Source organism: Paraburkholderia elongata, from assembly GCF_013177735.1.
Lineage (GTDB): Bacteria > Pseudomonadota > Gammaproteobacteria > Burkholderiales > Burkholderiaceae > Paraburkholderia > Paraburkholderia elongata.
This window is the reverse complement of record NZ_WOEZ01000020.1, coordinates 46,717-64,871: the sequence shown is the minus strand read 5'-3', so window position 1 is coordinate 64,871 and position 18,155 is coordinate 46,717. Positions and strand designations below refer to the sequence as shown.

17 protein-coding genes and 4 pseudogenes are annotated in these 18,155 nt (G+C 60.3%); 17 read left to right on the top strand and 4 right to left on the bottom strand.

What is annotated here, in order from left to right; translation table 11 throughout:
• On the bottom strand, positions 1–2,813 hold a 2,813-nt coding region (locus GNZ13_RS04305; RefSeq protein ID WP_172160787.1), incomplete at its 3' end, for an adenylate/guanylate cyclase domain-containing protein.
• Between the two features lie 259 nt (positions 2,814–3,072).
• Between GNZ13_RS04305 and GNZ13_RS04300 the strand changes: the two genes are divergently transcribed.
• The 6 genes and pseudogenes from GNZ13_RS04300 (at position 3,073) to GNZ13_RS04275 (ending at position 7,784) form a co-directional block, all read left to right on the top strand.
• The gene (locus GNZ13_RS04300; protein WP_172160785.1) at positions 3,073–3,582 is read left to right on the top strand and encodes an SAM-dependent methyltransferase; all 510 of its coding nucleotides are present in this window, start codon (positions 3,073–3,075) and stop codon (positions 3,580–3,582) included.
• A gap of 31 nt (positions 3,583–3,613) precedes the next feature.
• Positions 3,614–3,985 (top strand): YciI family protein, encoded by a 372-nt coding sequence (locus tag GNZ13_RS04295; RefSeq protein WP_172160783.1) that lies wholly within the window; start codon positions 3,614–3,616, stop codon positions 3,983–3,985.
• A pseudogene (locus GNZ13_RS04290) lies at positions 3,982–5,249 on the top strand (RNA polymerase sigma factor). The gene GNZ13_RS04295 and the pseudogene GNZ13_RS04290 overlap by 4 nt, the downstream one beginning before the upstream one ends.
• A gap of 130 nt (positions 5,250–5,379) precedes the next feature.
• Entirely contained in the window at positions 5,380–5,703 is a 324-nt protein-coding gene (locus tag GNZ13_RS52005; protein WP_236001795.1) for a hypothetical protein, read from the top strand.
• A gap of 189 nt (positions 5,704–5,892) precedes the next feature.
• Positions 5,893–6,576: a pyridoxamine 5'-phosphate oxidase family protein gene (locus tag GNZ13_RS04280; protein ID WP_172160781.1), complete on the top strand. Its 684-nt coding sequence runs from the start codon at positions 5,893–5,895 to the stop codon at positions 6,574–6,576.
• Between the two features lie 167 nt (positions 6,577–6,743).
• A complete protein-coding gene (locus GNZ13_RS04275; protein ID WP_328807174.1) occupies positions 6,744–7,784 on the top strand; it encodes an AraC family transcriptional regulator in 1,041 nt (346 codons plus the stop codon).
• 83 nt (positions 7,785–7,867) lie between these two features.
• Here GNZ13_RS04275 and merR read toward each other — a convergent pair whose 3' ends face one another.
• Positions 7,868–8,302 (bottom strand): Hg(II)-responsive transcriptional regulator, encoded by a 435-nt coding sequence (gene merR, locus GNZ13_RS04270; protein WP_172160779.1) that lies wholly within the window; start codon positions 8,300–8,302, stop codon positions 7,868–7,870.
• A gap of 142 nt (positions 8,303–8,444) precedes the next feature.
• On the opposite strand from merR, the gene merP reads away from it, so the two are divergent.
• The 3 genes and pseudogenes from merP (at position 8,445) to merB (ending at position 10,470) form a co-directional block, all read left to right on the top strand.
• Entirely contained in the window at positions 8,445–8,720 is a 276-nt protein-coding gene (merP, locus tag GNZ13_RS04265) for a mercury resistance system periplasmic binding protein MerP (RefSeq protein WP_172160777.1), read from the top strand.
• Between the two features lie 69 nt (positions 8,721–8,789).
• A pseudogene (locus tag GNZ13_RS04260) lies at positions 8,790–9,794 on the top strand (FAD-dependent oxidoreductase); the annotation flags it as partial.
• A gap of 19 nt (positions 9,795–9,813) precedes the next feature.
• Positions 9,814–10,470, top strand: a complete 657-nt coding sequence (gene merB / locus GNZ13_RS04255; protein ID WP_172160773.1) for an organomercurial lyase MerB — start codon at positions 9,814–9,816, stop codon at positions 10,468–10,470.
• 378 nt (positions 10,471–10,848) lie between these two features.
• Here merB and GNZ13_RS04250 read toward each other — a convergent pair whose 3' ends face one another.
• Positions 10,849–11,748 carry a LysR family transcriptional regulator gene (locus tag GNZ13_RS04250; protein WP_172160771.1) on the bottom strand — a complete coding sequence of 300 codons (900 nt, stop codon included), beginning with the start codon at positions 11,746–11,748 and terminating at the stop codon, positions 10,849–10,851.
• 121 nt (positions 11,749–11,869) lie between these two features.
• Here GNZ13_RS04250 and GNZ13_RS04245 point away from each other — a divergent pair, with 121 nt between their 5' ends.
• The 5 genes from GNZ13_RS04245 to GNZ13_RS04225 all read left to right on the top strand — a co-directional run bounded on the left by GNZ13_RS04245 (position 11,870) and on the right by GNZ13_RS04225 (position 16,103).
• Positions 11,870–12,652, top strand: coding sequence for an SDR family NAD(P)-dependent oxidoreductase (locus GNZ13_RS04245; protein ID WP_172160769.1), 783 nt, complete (start codon positions 11,870–11,872; stop codon positions 12,650–12,652).
• Positions 12,630–13,115 (top strand): nuclear transport factor 2 family protein, encoded by a 486-nt coding sequence (locus tag GNZ13_RS04240; protein ID WP_216674706.1) that lies wholly within the window; start codon positions 12,630–12,632, stop codon positions 13,113–13,115. The genes GNZ13_RS04245 and GNZ13_RS04240 overlap by 23 nt, the downstream gene beginning before the upstream one ends.
• Before the next feature lie 85 nt (positions 13,116–13,200).
• Positions 13,201–13,401, top strand: a complete 201-nt coding sequence (locus GNZ13_RS04235; protein WP_172160767.1) for a hypothetical protein — start codon at positions 13,201–13,203, stop codon at positions 13,399–13,401.
• Between the two features lie 497 nt (positions 13,402–13,898).
• Positions 13,899–14,972: a porin gene (locus GNZ13_RS04230; protein ID WP_172160765.1), complete on the top strand. Its 1,074-nt coding sequence runs from the start codon at positions 13,899–13,901 to the stop codon at positions 14,970–14,972.
• Positions 14,973–15,101: 129 nt separating this feature from the next.
• On the top strand, positions 15,102–16,103 hold the full coding sequence (locus tag GNZ13_RS04225; RefSeq protein ID WP_172160763.1) for an alpha/beta fold hydrolase: 1,002 nt from the start codon (positions 15,102–15,104) through the stop codon (positions 16,101–16,103).
• A gap of 9 nt (positions 16,104–16,112) precedes the next feature.
• Here the strand turns inward: GNZ13_RS04225 and GNZ13_RS04220 are convergent.
• Positions 16,113–16,229: pseudogene (locus tag GNZ13_RS04220) on the bottom strand (IS5/IS1182 family transposase); the annotation flags it as partial.
• A gap of 111 nt (positions 16,230–16,340) precedes the next feature.
• Between GNZ13_RS04220 and GNZ13_RS04215 the strand changes: the two are divergent.
• The 3 genes and pseudogenes from GNZ13_RS04215 to GNZ13_RS04205 all read left to right on the top strand — a co-directional run.
• Positions 16,341–17,081 carry an SDR family oxidoreductase gene (locus GNZ13_RS04215; protein WP_172160761.1) on the top strand — a complete coding sequence of 247 codons (741 nt, stop codon included), beginning with the start codon at positions 16,341–16,343 and terminating at the stop codon, positions 17,079–17,081.
• A 114-nt stretch (positions 17,082–17,195) separates the two neighbouring features.
• Positions 17,196–17,522: a putative quinol monooxygenase gene (locus tag GNZ13_RS04210; RefSeq protein ID WP_172160759.1), complete on the top strand. Its 327-nt coding sequence runs from the start codon at positions 17,196–17,198 to the stop codon at positions 17,520–17,522.
• 415 nt (positions 17,523–17,937) lie between these two features.
• Positions 17,938–18,102 (top strand): annotated as a pseudogene (locus GNZ13_RS04205) (NAD(P)/FAD-dependent oxidoreductase); the annotation flags it as partial.
• Positions 18,103–18,155 lie beyond the last annotated feature (53 nt).

Here is an 18,155-nt window from a genome sequence, read left to right as displayed (position 1 = left end):
TGCGCCGTGTAGGCCAAGGTCAGCGCGAGGCTTGAGCCGCCGGTATATTTCCGGGCCAGTGCAAGCCCCTCCTGGCTCCGCCTGCCCGATTGATCGGGGCATCCCTGATGCCACAAGGTCCAGGCGAGGAAGTTCAGGGCGCGCACGCCCGGATCGATCACGTGGTCGTAGACCTGCTCCTCACGCATTTCCTGAAGATAGAAAACCAGCGCTTGTTCCTGGTGGACACGGGCAGCTTGAAGATCGCCCTGGAAGAAGAGGCTCGTCGAGAGCGCAAGATGCGCCTCCACGAGCCAGGCCGGTTTCCCGATCTGCCGTGCCATGCGCAGCAGCCGTTCTGCCAGCTCGCTCGCGGTGCGGTACTCCGCGCGCAGTTGGTAATAAGTCCTCAGTCCCAGTTGCACCGGGAAGATCTTCGATGTCTCGCCAATCCGTTCGCACAACGCCAGAGCGCGCGTATACGCCGCCACGACCTCCGGCGCGCCATAGCCGCGGACGGTCGCCAAGGCGGGCCCCAGCGAGAGCAGCAGCGTCAGTTCCTGCTGGGCGCGCTCGGGCGTGTCAGGCAAATGCTCGAGCAATTCCAGCGCCGCGCCGAGATGGCGCATCGCGTCCAGATGGGCGGAATGCTGGAGCGCCTGTTGCCCGGTGCGGTGCAGGTATTCCACGGCCTTCGGGACATTGCCGCTCAGCGTGTAGTGATGCGCCAATTCGCTCCAGTAATCCGCGATACGGGTCGAGAACAGCGCCTCGATGGCCTGCGCCGCACGCTCATGCAGGGCGCTACGGCGCTCCGTCAGCAGCGAGCGGCCCGCGACTTCCTGGGTCAGCCCGTGCTTGAACGAATACTCGACCTCCGGAAACGCAGGACGCTCGTAAATGAATTCCGCGGCCTCCAGGCGGGCCAGCAGATTGCGCAGTGCGTCATCGGTGGGGGCGCCCGGCCCATCGCAGATGCGCTGGATCAGACTGAACGAAAACTCCTTGCCGATGACGGCAAGTGCCTGCAGCAAGTCTTTCTCCGCGACGGGGAGCCGGTCGATCCGAGCGGCGAGCACACCTTGCACGGTGGTCGGAATATGCAGCGCCGCCGGGGTATGCTCGATCCGGAAACGGCCGGGTTCGCCGAGCAGCGATTTTTCTTCGACCAGCGTCTGTACCACTTCCTCCATGAAGAAGGGGTTGCCCTCCGTCTTCTCCAGGATGAGCTGTTTGAGCGGCACGAGGGTGGGATCGTCCCCAAGCAGCGCCGAGAGCAATCCCTGGGCTTCTGCCGGACCAAGCGGTTCGAGTCGCAGCTGGCTGCAATGCCCCGCGCGTTCCCAGACAGGCTGATACTCTGGCCGGTAGTTCACAAGGAGCAGGATCCGTGACTTCGCCACGCGGCCGATGAGGCTCAACAGGAATGCTTCGGTCTCGCGGTCCAGCCATTGCAGATCCTCGAACAACAACTCGATCGGCTGGTCGCGGCTCTCCCGCGTTAGAAGCTGGATGATCGCGTCAATGGTCCGATCACGCCGGATCTGCGGATCCATTTCCGCGAGCGCCGCTCCGCGCTCGCCGATGCCAAGCAGATAGAGAAGGTAAGGCACCAGATCCTCGAAGCTTCGCTCGAGGGTCAGCGCCTTGCCCATGACCTTTTCCCGACACTGCCGCTCGTCGTCCTGAACAGTGATCTGAAAATAGTTCTTCAATAGCTCGATGAGCGGCAAATAAGCGAAGGCCTTGCCGTGCGAAACCGAAAATGTCTCCAGCAATGCACAGCTGCCCCGGGAGCGCTCCTTGAACTCATGGAACAGCCGCGACTTCCCGACCCCGGCCTCGCCGGCCACCGCGACGACCTGTCCGCGTCCCTCTTTTACCTGCTCCAGCGCTGCATGCAAATGGTCCAGTTCGATCTGCCGGCCCACGAACCTGGCCAGGCCGCGATGTGCCGACAGTTGCAGGCGCGTGCGCAACGCGCCGGGACCCAACACCTCATGCACGACGAGTGGTTCGGGGACCCCTTTGACCTGCGTGGGCCCCAGCGCCTTGAATTCAAAATAGCCCGCGGCGAGTTTGTGCGTGGACTCGCTCACCAGAATCGACGAGGGGGCGGCGATCCCTTCCATCCGGGACGCAATGTGGATCGTGTGTCCGACCGGATCGTAATCGGTGTGCAGGTCGTCCGTGCGGATCGAACGCACGACAACCTCACCGGTGTGGATGCCGACGCGAATTTGCAGCGGAATGCCTTTCTCCAGACGAATCCTGTCCCCGTGCCGGCGCATCGCATGCTGCATCCGCAGCGCTGCATACAGCGCGCGCTGCGGATGGTCCTCATGGGCGATGGGCGCGCCGAACAGCGCCAGGATGCCGTCGCCAAGAGATTTGGCGACATAGCCCTCGTAGTAGTGGACAGCTTCCATCATCAGCGCGACGACTGGCTCGATCAGGCGCTGGGCCTCTTCCGGGTCCAGGCCGTGAACCAGCGCCGTGGACCCCGCCATGTCGGCAAACAGCGCCGTGACGGTCTTGCGCTCGCCGGCGATCTCGCCCCGGGCTTCCATGGCCGCCTGCTCGGCGCGGATGCGCTCGGCAAGGTGGTGCGGCGTGTAATGGATGGGCGCGGGGGACGGCCCTGAAACAGACTGGGGCCGCAGGGACAGCGCTGCGGGCCCGTCGGTCAGCGGCGCGCCGCACTCGCTGCAGAATTTGGCGGAAGGCCCCGCCTCGTGTCCGCAGCGCGGACATGTGCGCGCCAGCATGGCGCCGCATGCTTCACAGAAGCCGGCCCCAGCGGGATTCCCGAATCCGCAGTTTGCGCAGCGCATACGATTTCTTTCCTTGTCCGGTGCCTGCTTCTAAACATTAGGCGCAGGAACCGGTTGCAACAAGAGGCGGCCCAGTCCGGTCGGTGGAACTCAAGAACTCGCCGTCCGAAAGCGGCCCCTCGCTACCGTGTGCATATGCGATGCAATCGATGGCGTTGTCAATCGCGAGGGATTGTCATAGGATTTTTGGCAACTAGCCTGGCGGCCATTTGCGGCCGAACTCTACCGCTTGAAGCACTTCCTCGCACGAGGTCTTAGGATGACGGAGAAAAAATTCCCCGGCGTTTGGGGCGGTATCTTATGCCGCAAGCGGTACATCGACGAGAAGTTAATCGAGTCTATCGGCCAGATCGAGGCATTGGTCAATCTGGGCGCAGGCTTCGATACTCGCGCTTACCGGCTGGCCCCGATCGCCCGCATTCCGGTATGGGAAGTGGATCAGCCTCAAAACATCGAGGCCAAGCGGCGCCGGCTGCGCAAGCTGTTCGGAGAGATCCCAGAGAACGTGACGCTCGTACCGATCGACTTCGACCAGCAGACGCCGGCAATCGTGCTACCCACATGCGGTTATTCGATCGGCAAAAGGACGTTCTTCATCTGGGAAGGTGTCACGCAATCGGAGGGGATAGCGGGCTCGCCCGAAGTGACCACGCGCAGGGTCCTCGACGGAGGCGGGCGATTAGGGCCGGTGCGCAGTTCTCGATTTTTTCAATGCCGCCTGTCCGTCAGCATGTGGCCCGCGCGTCATTGTGATGGCGGCCCGATGTAATTACCCGCCTCAACCTGTAACGGAGGCTCATATGCAATACCTGTTGATGATCTATTCGCAAGAAAACGGCTGGAACCAGATGACCGACAGCGAGCGGCAGCAAGGCGTCGCCGCGTATCAGGCGTACACCGAATCGTTGAAAAAAGCGGAGGCGCTGGTGGGCGCCAACCGGCTGCAGAACACGAACACGGCCACCACGGTGCGGCTCGTTGACGGCAAGCCGCAGGTGCTTGACGGACCGTATTCCGATTCGAAGGAGCAGCTCGCCGGCTACTACCTGATCGACGTGCCCAACCTGGACGCGGCGATCGCGTGGGCATCGCGTTGTCCCGGCGCGGGGCACGGCATCATGGAAGTGCGCCCGGTCTGGACTGCCCCCTACGATGCGCCATCTGCTGCATGAGTCCGTCCGGCTGCGGCCGTGACACTGACGGCGCCGCGCGGGCGATCGCCGAGGCGGTCGCCCGCCGCAGTTACGGCAAGCTCGTCGCGCTGCTGGCGATGCGTACGCGCGACGTCGCCGCAGCCGAGGACGCGCTGGCCGACGCGTTTGCGGCCGCGCTGGCCGAGTGGCCGGAGCGCGGCTGCCCCGCGAATCCCGAAGCGTGGCTGATGACGGTCGCGCGCCGCCGGGCGATCGACGGCGCGCGCCATCGCCGCGTCGGTGACGAAGTGACAAACCAGCTCACGATTCTCGCCGACGAGATCGACGAGCGTGAAGCAGGTGCGTTGCCCGACCGGCGGCTTGCGCTGCTGTTCGCGTGCACACACCCTGCGCTCGAGGCCGCGATTCGCACGCCGCTAATGCTGCAGGTGGTGCTGGGGCTCGAAGCGAAGACGATTGCATCCGCGTTCCTCATGTCGCCCGCCGCAATGAGCAAGCGCCTCGTGCGGGCGAAGAACAAGATCCGCGAAGCGGGCATTCCGTTCAGCGTGCCCGAGCGCGAGGAGTTGCCCGGCCGGCTCGCTGCGGTGCTGGAAGCGGTCTATGCGGCGTATGCGGAAGGGTGGACCGACCCGGTCGGCGGCGATACCGGGAGCCGCGATCTCACCGGTGAGGCGCTGTTTCTTGCGCAACTGCTCGTCGAACTGCTGCCCGAGGAGCCAGAGACGATTGGTCTGCTTGCGTTGATGCTGTATGCGCAGGCGCGTTGCGACGCGCGACGCGATGCGGCCGGCGACTATGTGCCGCTGTCGGCTCAGGATCCGGCGACATGGAACGCGCCGATGATCGCCGCAGCCGACGCACTGCTGCGGCGCGCGAGTGCTTGCAACGCAATCGGACGCTTTCAGCTCGAGGCCGCGCTGCAATCGGCGCACGTGCACCGTTGCCGCACGCATCGCCCGAACTGGATGAGATCGTGCAACTCTATGATGCGCTGCTCGCGATTGCAGCGTCGCCGGTGGTCGCGGTGAACCGCGCGCTCGCGCTGGCCGAACGGGACGGCCCGCAGGCGGCGCTCGACGCGCTCGAGCCGTATGCGGACGATCCGCGGCTGGCCGACTACCAGCCGTACTGGGCCGCGCGTGCCGATCTGCTCGCGCGTGCCGGCGCGACGGCCGAAGCGCTCGGCGCGTACGATCTCGCGATCGGACTCGAGCGCGATCCGGCCGTGCGCCGGTTCCTGCAGCGCAAGCGCTTCCAACTGTCATCGGCGAGAAGTTAGATGTCGATACGTGAAGGGCGGTGAATCATGCCGCTTATCGTCTGGTGAATGGCGATGCCCCGAAGCAGCCGGCGAATCGCCTAAACCACAGAATCAACGGACACTGCCGTCCCCGCGACGCTGCACCGCCATGGCGCATATCTTCTTCGCTGCTTCGATTCAGCGACATATCGCAACGCCCGAGCGCGAGATCGCCGCGCTGGTAGGCGCCCCCGTCGGCATGGGAACCTTCGTTGCGCTCATCCTCGTCTTCCGTCTCTCGCTACTCGACTTCTGGCCGGCCTTGCGCACCTCGAGCATCTTTCGGGCATTGGGACGCCCCGACCTTGCTAAGGCCGAATTCGATTCCGCGCGGGAGAAAGCAGAGCAGAACGCAAAGATCCGCCCGTCCGCCATTGGCCTGGTGTATTACAGCGATGCGCCTGTAGGGACCGGCGTCCAGAAGGATCAATAATGCGACTCACCGAGATGCGGCCAGACAACTCTTAAACCTGTTTGAGGAATGTTGTACTAGACCAAACGTCAACGTCAGCACGCCGCAGTCCATCCTGGCTCCAAAAATATGATTCTTCGTGGGTCTACAACTAGTGCCACTGTTTCCTTATCGTGAGAGCCCTCTCGATTTGCCAAACGGAGTTCCGTCATGACCACAGCAGAAGCCACGCCGCCCTCGCAGCGCACCCGCGTACGCCGCCTCGCGCAACTCGGCCACTTCGACCGCGCTACGCTTTACGCTATCGTCGACGCAGCCTATGTGTGCCACGTCGCCTTTGCTGATGACCATGGGGTGCACTGCATGCCCACGGCGTGCTGGCGCGAAGGCGACCATCTGTACATCCATGGCTCCAACGGTAGCCGTATGCTGAAACTGGCGGCCAGCGGCGCGCAGGTCTGCGTGACGATCACACATCTGGACGGCCTGGTGCTGGCGCGCTCGGCATTCAACCATTCGATGAACTACCGATCGGCCGTCATCTACGGCATGTTCGAGGTGGTGAGGGACGCGGACAAGGCAGCAGCGCTCGACACCTTCATGGAGCGCATCGCACCCAAGCGTTCGCGCGAGGTCCGTCCCGGCGATCCAAACGAACTGGCCGCAACCACCGTGTTACGTATCTCGTTCGACGAGGCCGCGTCCAAGATCAGCACCGGCGGCCCGAAGGACGACGAGGCTGACATGGCCCTGCCGGTATGGGCCGGCGTGTTGCCCCTGGCGCTGCAACCCCAGATGCCGGTGGTCGATGCCGCACCCACCGGTACGCCCGATTATGTGCAGCAGTGGCAAGACGCAGCGAGCGCACGCACGCTGGTAGAAGTGACATCGTGACCGGCGCTGCCCATCTGCCGGGTCTGGAGCGACCGGTGGAAATCACGGGCCTGGTCGCGGAATTCGTCAACCGCTGCTCTGGCCGCGGGCAGCTAACGTGATATCCAGTGTGCCCGTCCCTCACGGCTATCGGTGCAGGCGTAAATTGGCGATATTAAGATAAGCTTGTGCAGTTAAAAGCGCATTCTCATCGTCCTACTTTGCCGCGGGATCACGATATGCTTGCGAATGGCATCGCTTATAGCCGATTCGATGTTTCCGGGCTGCCGCCGCAACAGCAATTGCTGGCTTACTGGGAGCACCTTGGCCAAATTATCGAAGTCGTGCCGTCGCGTGAGCAGGTTCGACAGCCCTTTATCTGCATCAACGACCGTTACGACATCGGCGAGTTCCGTATCAGCGACACCTATACCGATCATGTCAAGATCGAACGCACCGTTGCCCGTATTTCGCGTGATTCCGCGCGCGGCATCGGTTTTACCATCTTCCTGGACGGTGAAGCTCATTCGATAACGACGCTCGCCAAGAAGCGTGAGTACCCCTTGTGTGGGGGCAGCGTACTTGCCAACGACCTTGAACAACCGGTCCGCCTGCGGCGGCAGGCGTGCCGGTACATCACGCTCGTTGTGCCCTCCAACTTGCTGCGGCACGTATTCTCTGACCCGGGAGCAATACACGGACGCGTGCTCGACCCGAGCAGGCCTGCCACGCGGCTTATCGTCGAGCGCGCTACGACGCTAGTCGAGAACTTCCGGTACATGCCGTTCGAGGATGGACATCGCAAGCTCGCCGGCCTCATTGAGCTGATCGCAGCCGCATTCGGGGAAGAGGCTGGTTTGAGTGGCAGCAAGCGAGCCGTCGGCCGCGCGCTCATGTTCGAATATACGCGACGCTACGTTCGCGCAAACCTGCAGGATTGCGAACTATCTCCCGATAACGTAATTGAATCGCTGGGGCTCCCACGCAGCACGATTTATCGGCTATTCGAACATGAAGGCGGGCTTGGTGCCTATATCCGTCATCTTCGCTTGCGCGCCGCCGCAGACGAGCTCGTTCTATTTCCAAGCGTTCCGATCAAGGACGTTGGCTATTCAGTCGGCTTCAAAAGTGCATCTGACTTTACGCGTGCCTTTCGGCGCGCCTACGAGATGACACCTCAAGAAATGCGCCTGAACGACTACCGGTATCTTCATGCCGAACAGCGGTAGCCAGCCGTATCGGCGCCTATCACTGCCTGCGCAGGCACCGTATTCGATTCGAAGCGTGAATATCGGCAAAGGCCGAATAGCCTTTATCGGGAGGCGGTGTCGCGTAGCTCTTCCCCTCGCTGCAGCGACGCAATGGGTGGACATGACACGTTACCCTTGCGCGAATGACACGCGCACACGAGCTGGGTGAGCACTGCTTCCATACGCCCGAGATCGGCGAGCTTCTCCTGAACGTCGCGGAGCTTGTGCTCGGCGAGGCTGCTCGCCTCATCGCAATGCGTCCCGTCCTCCAGTTTCAGCAGGTCCGCGATTTCATCGAGACTGAAGCCTAGGCGCTGGGCCGATTTGACGAACCGCACCCGCGTGACGTCAGCTGCGCCGTAGCGACGGATGCTGCCGTGCGGCCTCTCCGGCTCGAGCAGCAGGCCCTTGCGCTGATAGAACCGGATCGTCTCCACATTAACGCCGGCCGCCTTTGCGAACGCGCCGATGGTCAGGCTTTCGTTACCGTTTTCCATACCGCTTGACTCCGTACATAGGTACGGAAGTAACGTTACGCTACTAGGCGGAGATCGTGTTCTGGATCGTCGTCGCGCTTGTCCTGATCGCGCTCGGTTTTCCCTACGTGCTGCCCCTGTTCTATTGAACCTGGAGGTCGTCATGAAAAAGCTGCTTGCTGCACTCGTCGTTGCCGTCGTCGCTGTTCCGGTCTGGGCCGCGACGCAGACTGTCACGCTGGCCGTGCCGGGCATGACCTGCGCGGCCTGCCCGATCACGGTCAAGCACGCGCTTTCCAAAGTAGCGGGCGTCGAAAAAGCCGATGTCCGTTTCGAGCAGAGGGAAGCCACCGTGACGTTCGACGATGGCAAGACCAACGTCCAGGCGCTGATCAAGGCCACCGCTGACGCGGGCTATCCATCGTCGGTCAAACCCTGAAACTGCGGAGGTACTGCAATGTCGTTCGTCACGCGCGCGGCCGATAAGGCCGGTTTGCTCGCCTGCGCGGGGGCTGGTGGGACGCGTAGCGGCGATGCCGGCACGCTGCGGGTCGCCGTCATCGGTAGTGGCGGCGCTGCCATGGCGGCTGCGCGGAAGGCCGCCGAAAACGGCGCGCAGGTGACACTGATCGAGCGCGGCACTATCGGCGGCACCTGCGTGAACGTCGGGTGCGTGCCCTCCAAGATCATGATCCGTGCAGCCCATATCGCGCATCTGCGGCAGACGAGTCCCTTCGACGCGGGCATCACTGCGACGGCACCGGCCATTGACCGGCCGCGCCTGCTCGCTCAGCAGCAGGCGCGCGTGGACGAGCTGCGCCACGCCAAATACGAAAACATTCTCGACACGAGCCCGAACATCAACGTCCTGTACGGCGAGGCGCGGGTCGACCAGCTGCTGGTGACAACGGGCCGCTCTCCCAACACCGGCGGTCTGGACCTGGCTAGTGCGGGCGTGCAATTCGACGAGCGCGGCGCCATCGTGATCGACACGGGGATGCGCACGAATGCACCGGATATCTATGCGGCCGGCGACTGTACCAACCAGCCGCAGTTCGTCTACGTTGCGGCCGCTGCCGGAACGCGCGCGGCGATCAACATGACCGGCGGCGATGCGCGGCTCAATCTAGATACGATGCCGGCGGTCGTCTTCACCGAGCCACAGATTGCGACGGTCGGCTACAGCGAGGCGCAGGCGCACCAGGCGGGCATCGAGACCGACAGTCGCACGCTGACGCTCGATAACGACCCGCGCGCCTTGGTGCACTTCGACACGCGCGGCTTCATCAAGCTGGTGGCCGAGGCAGGCAGCGGCCGGCTCATCGGCGTGCAGGTGGTGGCGCCCGAGGCAGGCGAAATCATCCAGACGGCCGCGATCGCGATCCGCGCAAAGATGACCGTGCAGGAACTCGCCAACCAGTTGTTCCCGTACCTGACGATGGTCGAAGGGCTCAAGCTCGCCGCACAGACCTTCTCGAAGGACGTGACGCAGCTCTCGTGCTGCGCCGGATAACCCGCCACGGGGGACAACGATGAACCTTGCCCGCTACACGGCCGAACTTGTCGAGCGCCTGACGATGGGCAACCGGTCGGAAGGCTTCGCAGAACTCTTTGTCGTGTTGTTACGTGAACTCAGCAAGGGGGCGCCGGTTTCTCCCGCCGTGCTGGCTCTGGCCCTGGACCGGCCCGTCGTGCGAGTGACCTCGGCACTCGAACAGGCGGTCAGCACCGAGTGGGACGACGATGGCAACGTCTTCGGCTACGGTTTGACGTTGCGTGAGACCCCACACGCTTTCGAAGTCGGCGGCCGTCGCCTGTATACATGGTGCGCCTTCGACACATTGTTCTTCCCGGCGCTGATTAACCGGACGGCCCACGTGGCCTCGCGTTGTGCGGCCACCGGCGTGCCGGTCTCGCTCACGGCCACGCCCACCGTGATACAGGATGCTGCGCCGACGGGCGCGGCCGTGTCACTGATCCTGCCGCAGGACACGCCTGACATCCGCGCTGCGTTCTGTTGCCATGTACATTTCTTTGCCTCTGCCGCCACGGGTCAGAGGTGGGCCGCGAAGCGCCACGGGATCGAGATCGTGAGCGTCCAGGATGCCTTCGCCGTGGGTCGCGAGCGGGCCGAACGACTGTTGCAGGCCACCTGTTTGCGAAACTCGGGGAGCGCAGACCATGCGTAATTCCGCCATGCCGCGAGCACCTTTCTCAAGGGACACGAGTGTCCCCTGCACGTCGAGCAGCTGCCATTCAAGCGGTTCCAACGAACGTCTCAAAGTGGCCGGGTGCCGCCTCATGCATCGGACATACGAAGCCTGCACGTCACATGGCCGCGATCGGGACGACGTATTGTCGATGACTTGTTCACCTCGTAACCGTCTGCCCCGATGGCCATGCCGCGTAGGGGGTGTCATTCCGGTGGCTGGTAGTCGGGATGACCCTCCGTGCGCTCGCCGCGCACGCTGGCCCAGAACAAGGTAGCGGGCCTGCTACAAACGTTGGCGGTTTCCGCAAAGTCATGAGCGACGCTCAGAAGAATGCTAAGCAGTTTGCCTGCCAACTCACGCAGACGCGAACAATGTAGCTGCCCAATCCGCAAACACCCTAACCTTGGTGCTATATCTTCGGCTAGGCGGATACGCGATATATACCTCGAGCGGGTCCGGTCGCCATTGCGCGAGAATGGGAACAAGTTTTTTTTGCTCAATGGACGGACGAACCATGAAGTCCATTGTGTGGACGATCCCGAGACCAGCCAGTGCGGCTGCATGGTGTGCATTGCTCTCGCTGACAAGAATGTCATTGCGTACACGACCAAGCGTTATCGTCTCTTCGCCTCGGCGAAACGTAAGGGGCTGCGTCATACCCGTACTTGCAGAGAAATATCCAACGACAGGCATGTCTTTATCCACGATTTCCTGCGGATGTTTCGGTCTGCCGTACTTCGCAAGATAAGCGGGACTTGCACATGTGGTCCATGCAGCCGTTCCGATCAGATGCGTGATAACGTCCGGATCATTTGAGGTACTTCGAATTGCACAGTCTATGTTTTCTGCGACAAGATCCACAGTGCGGTCAGTGACGCTAAGGTGAATCCGCATCGTGGGATAGCGCGCAAGAAAGGCCGGCAAGCTAGGAATGAGGATGCAGCTTGCGGTCGATCCTCCGACGTCGACTCTCAGCTCCCCGCGTGGGCTCGCTTGCTCTCGACCGAGCGTGGCCTCAAGATCATCGAGTTCACTGAGCAGTTGCCGAGCGCGTTCATAGTAAGCAGCGCCATTGGTCGTCACACTGACCCGCCGCGTATTGCGCTCAAGCAGTTTTACGCCAAGATGCGCTTCCAGCGATTTGACCCATTTGCTCGCCGTGGCGTTGGGCATATTCAGAGAAAGGGCAGCCCGCCCGAAGCCTCCTGTCTCAACAACGCGGACAAAAACACGAATTGCCTGCAAATGGTCCATTGATCCACCTCCAATTATCCACGTATGTGAATAGAGTAACCACAATACGTACATTTATCTACACGTATGCCTAATATAAGCTGGGGTCATTCGTCCACGCAGGCAACCTAGGAACCCTGAAATGACAACCTCACGCTACGACAACATTCATTCGACCAAGCATGCGGGAAAGGTCGCGCTCGTGACCGGCGGTAGCACCGGAATTGGCTTAGCCACCGCCAAGCGCCTTGCGCTAGAAGGCGCCACGGTGTTCATCACCGGGCGACGCCAGGCGGAACTGGATGCCGCAGTATCGGAAATCGGCCATGGCGCACGAGCGATTCGCGGCGACATCTCTTCTGCGGCCGACCTTGAACCCATCGTGGAGACCGTCTCGGCGGCTCACCAAAAAATCGACATCCTCTATGCCAACGCAGGCGGCGGCGAATTCGTGCCCCTCGGCGAGATCACCGAAGCGCAATTCGACAAATATGTCGGCATCAACATGAAAGGCACATTGTTCACCGTGCAAAGTGCACTGCCATTCATGCCTGCGGGCAGTGCGATCGTCATCACGGGATCGATTGCATCGATAAAGGGCATACCTGCATTCGGTGTCTATGCCGCCACCAAGGCAGCCTTGCGGGCCTTCACGCGCACCTGGGCATCCGATCTCAAAGGCCGTGACATCCGCGTCAATGTGGTCGCCCCCGGGGTCATTATCACGCCTGCCTACAAGACCGAACTCAAGATGAGTGATGAGCAGATTGACGCGTATTGCAAGGACGTCTCCGGGACGACTCCGCTTGGCAGGGTTGGCACTGCCGACGAGATCGCCAAGGCGGTCTCCTTCCTCGCCTCCGACGACGCCAGTTTCGTAACGGGTACCGAGCTGTTCGTCGATGGCGGACTCGCGCAAGTCTGATATTTCGGCGCCGCGCTCACCCGAATGTGGGTGCGGCATCAGGAGGACAAATACCATGGGTTCGCAAGAAAGCCATCGCCTCGCACAGCAGTTTCTTGAAAAACTGCGCTCGAGTGCGGGGCCTGATGAGATTGCTTCGTTGTGCACACCCGATATCGACTGGAATATTCCGGGCGACTCAGGCGCGCTGCCCTGGATCGGACACAAGACGGGGCGTGAGGCAATCTCGGATTTTATTCGCGATACGAAAATTATGGTCGAAAGCATCAGCTTCGACATCAAGGAGGTTCTCGCAAGCGACGATCGCGCCGTCATTCTTGGCCACGTGCAATCGCGGATCAGCACCACTGGAAAACTGATCGATAGCGCATTTGCAATCGTCCTGACGTTCACCGACGCGAAGATCGCAAGCTTCCTGCTGCTGGAAGACAGCTTCGCCGTATCGATGGCCTCCCGACACTAACGGGGCCACCAACTGTCAGCGCACAGGGTCTTGTGCTAGCGGACTATCGCTCAACCTGATCCCCGACTACTCAAAGGAATCCACGATGCATTTCTCGGTGAATGAGCTTCTGAAGCGAAACCGGCTCGCTATCTTTGGCGAGCGAGATTCCGCTGCACGCATGAAGGAACTGGAAACCATCTGGCTGCCGGAGGGCTGCTTCGTCGATCCCGATGGCCGACCGCAAGGTTGCCGCGTTGCAGGCAAGATTTCCCGGCTTCGACTTTATCGAGCGTGGGCCAGTTGAGGCCATGCATGGAATCGGGCGTTTCGCATGGGGATATGGGCCTGAAGACAATCGAACGGCTGTGACGGGTGTCGACATTGCGGTTACGCGAGACGGAAGACTTCTCGAGCTGTACGCGTTCATAGACTGACGACCTGTGACAATCGTGCAGACGCAATTCAACCTTCGCGGTTCTTACACTTGCGATCCTATACGGATCCATTGTTTGGCGATCGGTCCTTCAAATGGAGAGTCTAGATGGATTCGCAAACGTTAGAGGCCTACGAGAAGCAGGCCGGATCCTATGTCCGTAAGCGTATCAACACGTGACGAAAGATCACGTGCGTTGTGTCATCGCCGTTCCTTTAGAAAAATTCGTTTGACAAGATAGAACGGGAAAGCTCAAGAGCTTCTTGAAAGTCAACAAATCGTTTGAATGTGCCGGACGCAGTTAATTAGGAATGCTACACCATTAAAAAAATTATGAAAGGAGAGGGAGGATGAGGCGAACCAGCTACATGAAGATTGGTCTGCACGGTGCGGCCGCTCCCGCGTTGTTCGTAGGGATGATGGGCTGCGCGTACGCGCAGAGCAATGTGGTGCTGTATGGAATAGTTGATGATGCGCTGTCTTATTCAAGCAGGACCTTGAATTCGTCGACAGGTCGGGACGCAGGTCATCAAATCGCTATGATTGATGGCCAGGCTTTTGGGTCGCGCTTTGGTATGACGGGTGTTGAGGATTTTGGGGGAGGGCTTAAGGCATCTTTCAAACTCGAGAGTGGCATTAACATCGCAAATGGAAGTATCGGCAACTCGAATGGGAACCTGTTTGGCCGGCAGGCATGGCTCCAGCTAGGGGGTAACTTCGGCTCTGTCACGGCAGGCTTGCAATTCTGTCCGTTCGTATTGGCGCTAATCGAGTCGGATGCGCGAGGCGCGTCGGATTTTGGATCCCTGGCACCGATTTACGTTGATAGTGTCCTCACGACTGGGCTGTTTAACTCCAATGCGATTACCTACTCAAGTCCGACTTTTGCCGGACTGCAGGGAAGTGTCATGATCGCCCTCGGTGGAGAGGCAGGCAACTTCCAGGCCGCAAGGCAGTACTCGGGAAGCTTGACCTATGATCGGAACGGAGTCTTCGCTAACGTGGCCTTCTATAGCGGGAACGCAGGAGACGCGTCGACTTCCGCTCCAGCATCCTCGACGGTAGCTTTCATGGGACGCACCATTGGGGTTGGGTATACATTCAGCAATTTGACATTCAGGGCGGTGTTCGTCAATTTTAAGATCGCGGGATCCTTCGATAGCCGTGTATATGGAGGCGGGGTAAGTTATGCCGCGACACCTGCGCTTACCCTCGACGCCGGTGCGTGGCTTACTCGGGACGGGAACGACACGAGCAATCATTCGATCCTGGTCGCTACCGGTGTGCGGTATTTGCTCTCGAAGCGGACGATGCTGTACACGCAGTTCGGCTACGTGAGCAATAGCGGAAAGATGGACACTGGCCTTTCCAACGACGGACCATTGTATTTGCCATCCGGAGAAATTTTCGGAGCAAATGTCGGGATAACACATTCGTTCTAGCTGTTGATGGGGCGATCCGACGGCGAAGCTGCGCAGGGTTGTGTGCAGGGCTTTCGCGGCTATTCATTAGTGCGGAGACGATCTTAGTCAAGGTCCGGTACGCAGAGGTTGACACTCAAGGAGGCAAATATGTCTGATGCCACATTGCGAGAGGGCTCGGCTCATATCGAACGAGCTGCCGGAGCGGGATCGGTATACGGGGTCCCCGAACTGCCAGATGGTTTTGCCAAGACGTTCGAGAGCTGCTACATCGACGTCGACGGCCTGCGTCTGCATGCCGTGATCGGTGGCGAGGGGCCTCCACTGCTGCTGGTGTGCGGTTGGCCCCAGACCTGGTATGCGTGGCGCTACGTTATGCCGCGCCTCGCACAGCAGTTCTCCGTTATCGCTGTCGAGCCGCGTGGCGTTGGGCTCTCCGAAAAAGCCGCCGTCGGGTACGATTCCGACACGCTTGCAAACGACCTGCTTGGGCTGATGACGGCTCTCGGACACGAACGCTTCGCGCTAATGGGGTTCAACATCGGCAACTGGACCGGTTATGCGATGGCGGCTGCGAGACCGGATCGGATTGAGCGTTGGGTGATTGTGGAAAGCATTTTTCCGGGTGTGACGCCGTCGCCGCCGGTGTTCGACGTCCGGCAACTGAGTGATAACCTCTGGCACGTCGGATTCAACCGCGCCTTCGGCATCAATGAGCGTATGGTGCAAGGGCGCGAGAAAATTTACTTCGGTCACCAGTTTGCGAGCAAGGCAGGCTCGCCCAACGCCATTCCGGACTATGCGGTCGAGATCTATGTCGACGCCGTAAAAAACAGCGAAGCCTTGCGCGCGAGCTTCGAGTATTACCGTGCCATCGACGTCAATATGGAGCGGAACAAGGAGCGTGTGAAGACGCGTCTGCCGATGCCGATTCTCGCAGTGGGTGCGTCGCGTGCTTTGGGTGAGTATGTCGAAGGCACGGCAAGACTCATCGCCGACAACGTGGCCGGCTTGGTGATCGCAGACTGTGGCCATTTTATTCCCGAAGAGGCACCCGGTGCGTTCCTCGAAGCGATCGAGCCATTCCTGTGGCCTCTCGATCCGCACCGACTCTCGGGCTCCCCTGCAATTCCGCAGGACGACGGCAGCTAAGAGGCCAGGTCAAAAAGGTTGTACCGAATGCCTAAATATATTCCAGCAGACAAGAGCGTAGCAAATATTAAGGAATACGTAACGGATATCGGCCCGACGATCAAAGCGAATGCGAAGACGACGGAAGCCCACCGGGGGAAGGGTTTTCTTGATCTATCGCGCCTATCAAGTTTGCCAGTATTGGCTATATTGTGCAAACGTAAAACATATTGTTGACGAACGGAACGGAGACATTTGATGAAACAGCTAACAGGAAAGGTCGCGCTAGTAACCGGAGGTGCACGCGGAATTGGCGCTGGCATCGCTCAACGTCTTGCCAGGGAAGGCGCGCGCGTCACGGTCACATATCCGGGTGCGTTCGACGGGCCCGATAACGTGCTCCGTGCGATTACCGACGAGGGGGGCAAGGCGTGGGCAATCGAAGCTGACAGCGCAGTGCCTGAAGCAGTAACCGCTGCAGTCGATCAGGTGGCGCGGGACAGGGGAGGCATGGATATTCTCGTGAACAACGCCGGCATCATTGTTGTTTCGCACATCGACGAGTTCTCGACGGAAGATTTCGAGCGCATGCTGGCAATCAACGTCCGAGGTGTGTTTATGGCCTCGCAAGCTGCGGCACGACATATGAAGGAAGGTGGACGCATCATCACAATCGGAAGTTGCAACGGCGACAGAATGCCGTTTGAAGGGGGAAGTGTGTACGCGTTGACGAAGGCGGCTGTAGCCGGATTCACCCGCGGACTAGCGCGCGATCTTGGTGCGAGGGGTATAACAGTCAATAACGTTCAACCCGGCCCTACAAATACGGATCTGAATCCGTCCGACGGCCCCTACGCGCCGACCTTCAAGCAGATGCTTGCACTACCCAGGTTTGCTCACGTGGACGAAATTGCGGGAATGGTTGCCTATCTCGCGAGTCCTGAGGCCGCGTTTGTTACAGGTGCCAGTCTGACGATTGACGGAGGTTTTAACGCATAGGAAGGCGGATCGCCTTAGGTCGGACGTTCCCGTCGCGGCAGGACCGTCACTGTGGCGACCAGTCGTGGCGACGGGAACATATTTCGGTGAGTTATGTGATTCAAGGAGATGGAAATGAAAGACGGTTTCGCCGCTGTGGTCCACCTGAAGATCAAGCCTGAGAAACTCGACAGGATCAAGGCTTTGGTCGCGGACGTTGGCGATGCAATGAGCGCGGAGAAGGAGTTCGTTCACGCATGGGTGCATCATTCGAAGGACGATCCGACGTCGCTAGTGATCTATGAAGCCTGGTCTTGCGACATAGACTATTTCATGAAGAACCTGTTTACCAAGTCCTATCGGAAGACGTACGAAGCGGAAATTTCGCGCGCTCTGCGGGAGGAGCGGAACATCGAAGTTCTCGACTACGTACAGAGTTATCCGGGGCGGCGGGAGAGTTAAAAGAGCGGGCCCCCGGCTGCGCGCACGAGTGCAGTCGGCGTGCACCCCAAGAGTATTCGGCGTCGTTTGGGCAACTGTTGGAGGGGCTCAACGAGTGACAATAAGATGTGCCGAAAGGCGGGGCCCGTGGTCTGCGAGTATCTGGGTCGTGGGCCTCGCAATGAGGTGCCCCGGCAAAGAGAGCCTGTTTTCTATGTGAAGAGGCCTGGCGATATAAACATTGTTGGAGACGCGCCATGATCAAGCTGACTGTATTGCTGCCGAGGAACGCATCGATAACTCGGGAGGACACAGACGGTGATGACGGAATGTCTGCCTTATGGAAAGCTTCGCATAAAGCCGAGCAGCCGACAAACGCTTTCGAGAGCTCTCGCACCTGCATTTTCCGCCAAACGCCCACTCAACGTGATAAGGAGCGGGCTATCCGAACAAGCAGAAGCTGATCCTCTCCGGATTTCACGAGGCTTCGCTTGCCCTTCGCAAAGCCTACAACTACGCGTTCCCGGACAAGAAGCACGTGCACATTCATTCGAGCTACGACGCCAAGCTGGCAGAACGTGTCGCTGGCTCTCACGCGTAGAGCGAAGAGCGACGTTGCCTGGGCGGAATGCGCCCCGCTCTTCGTGTATAAAG

Bases quoted from the DNA above. Each gene is read 5' to 3' on its own strand.
- GNZ13_RS04300 (WP_172160785.1), top strand. From the start codon at position 3,073: ATGACGGAGAAAAAATTCCCCGGCGTTTGGGGCGGTATCTTATGCCGC.
- GNZ13_RS04295 (WP_172160783.1), top strand. From the start codon at position 3,614: ATGCAATACCTGTTGATGATCTATTCGCAAGAAAACGGCTGGAACCAG.
- GNZ13_RS52005 (WP_236001795.1), top strand. From the start codon at position 5,380: ATGGCGCATATCTTCTTCGCTGCTTCGATTCAGCGACATATCGCAACG.
- GNZ13_RS04280 (WP_172160781.1), top strand. From the start codon at position 5,893: ATGACCACAGCAGAAGCCACGCCGCCCTCGCAGCGCACCCGCGTACGC.
- merR (WP_172160779.1), bottom strand. From the start codon at position 8,302: ATGGAAAACGGTAACGAAAGCCTGACCATCGGCGCGTTCGCAAAGGCG.
- merP (WP_172160777.1), top strand. From the start codon at position 8,445: ATGAAAAAGCTGCTTGCTGCACTCGTCGTTGCCGTCGTCGCTGTTCCG.
- merB (WP_172160773.1), top strand. From the start codon at position 9,814: ATGAACCTTGCCCGCTACACGGCCGAACTTGTCGAGCGCCTGACGATG.
- GNZ13_RS04250 (WP_172160771.1), bottom strand. From the start codon at position 11,748: ATGGACCATTTGCAGGCAATTCGTGTTTTTGTCCGCGTTGTTGAGACA.
- GNZ13_RS04245 (WP_172160769.1), top strand. From the start codon at position 11,870: ATGACAACCTCACGCTACGACAACATTCATTCGACCAAGCATGCGGGA.
- GNZ13_RS04240 (WP_216674706.1), top strand. From the start codon at position 12,630: ATGGCGGACTCGCGCAAGTCTGATATTTCGGCGCCGCGCTCACCCGAA.
- GNZ13_RS04235 (WP_172160767.1), top strand. From the start codon at position 13,201: ATGCATTTCTCGGTGAATGAGCTTCTGAAGCGAAACCGGCTCGCTATC.
- GNZ13_RS04230 (WP_172160765.1), top strand. From the start codon at position 13,899: ATGAAGATTGGTCTGCACGGTGCGGCCGCTCCCGCGTTGTTCGTAGGG.
- GNZ13_RS04225 (WP_172160763.1), top strand. From the start codon at position 15,102: ATGTCTGATGCCACATTGCGAGAGGGCTCGGCTCATATCGAACGAGCT.
- GNZ13_RS04215 (WP_172160761.1), top strand. From the start codon at position 16,341: ATGAAACAGCTAACAGGAAAGGTCGCGCTAGTAACCGGAGGTGCACGC.
- GNZ13_RS04210 (WP_172160759.1), top strand. From the start codon at position 17,196: ATGAAAGACGGTTTCGCCGCTGTGGTCCACCTGAAGATCAAGCCTGAG.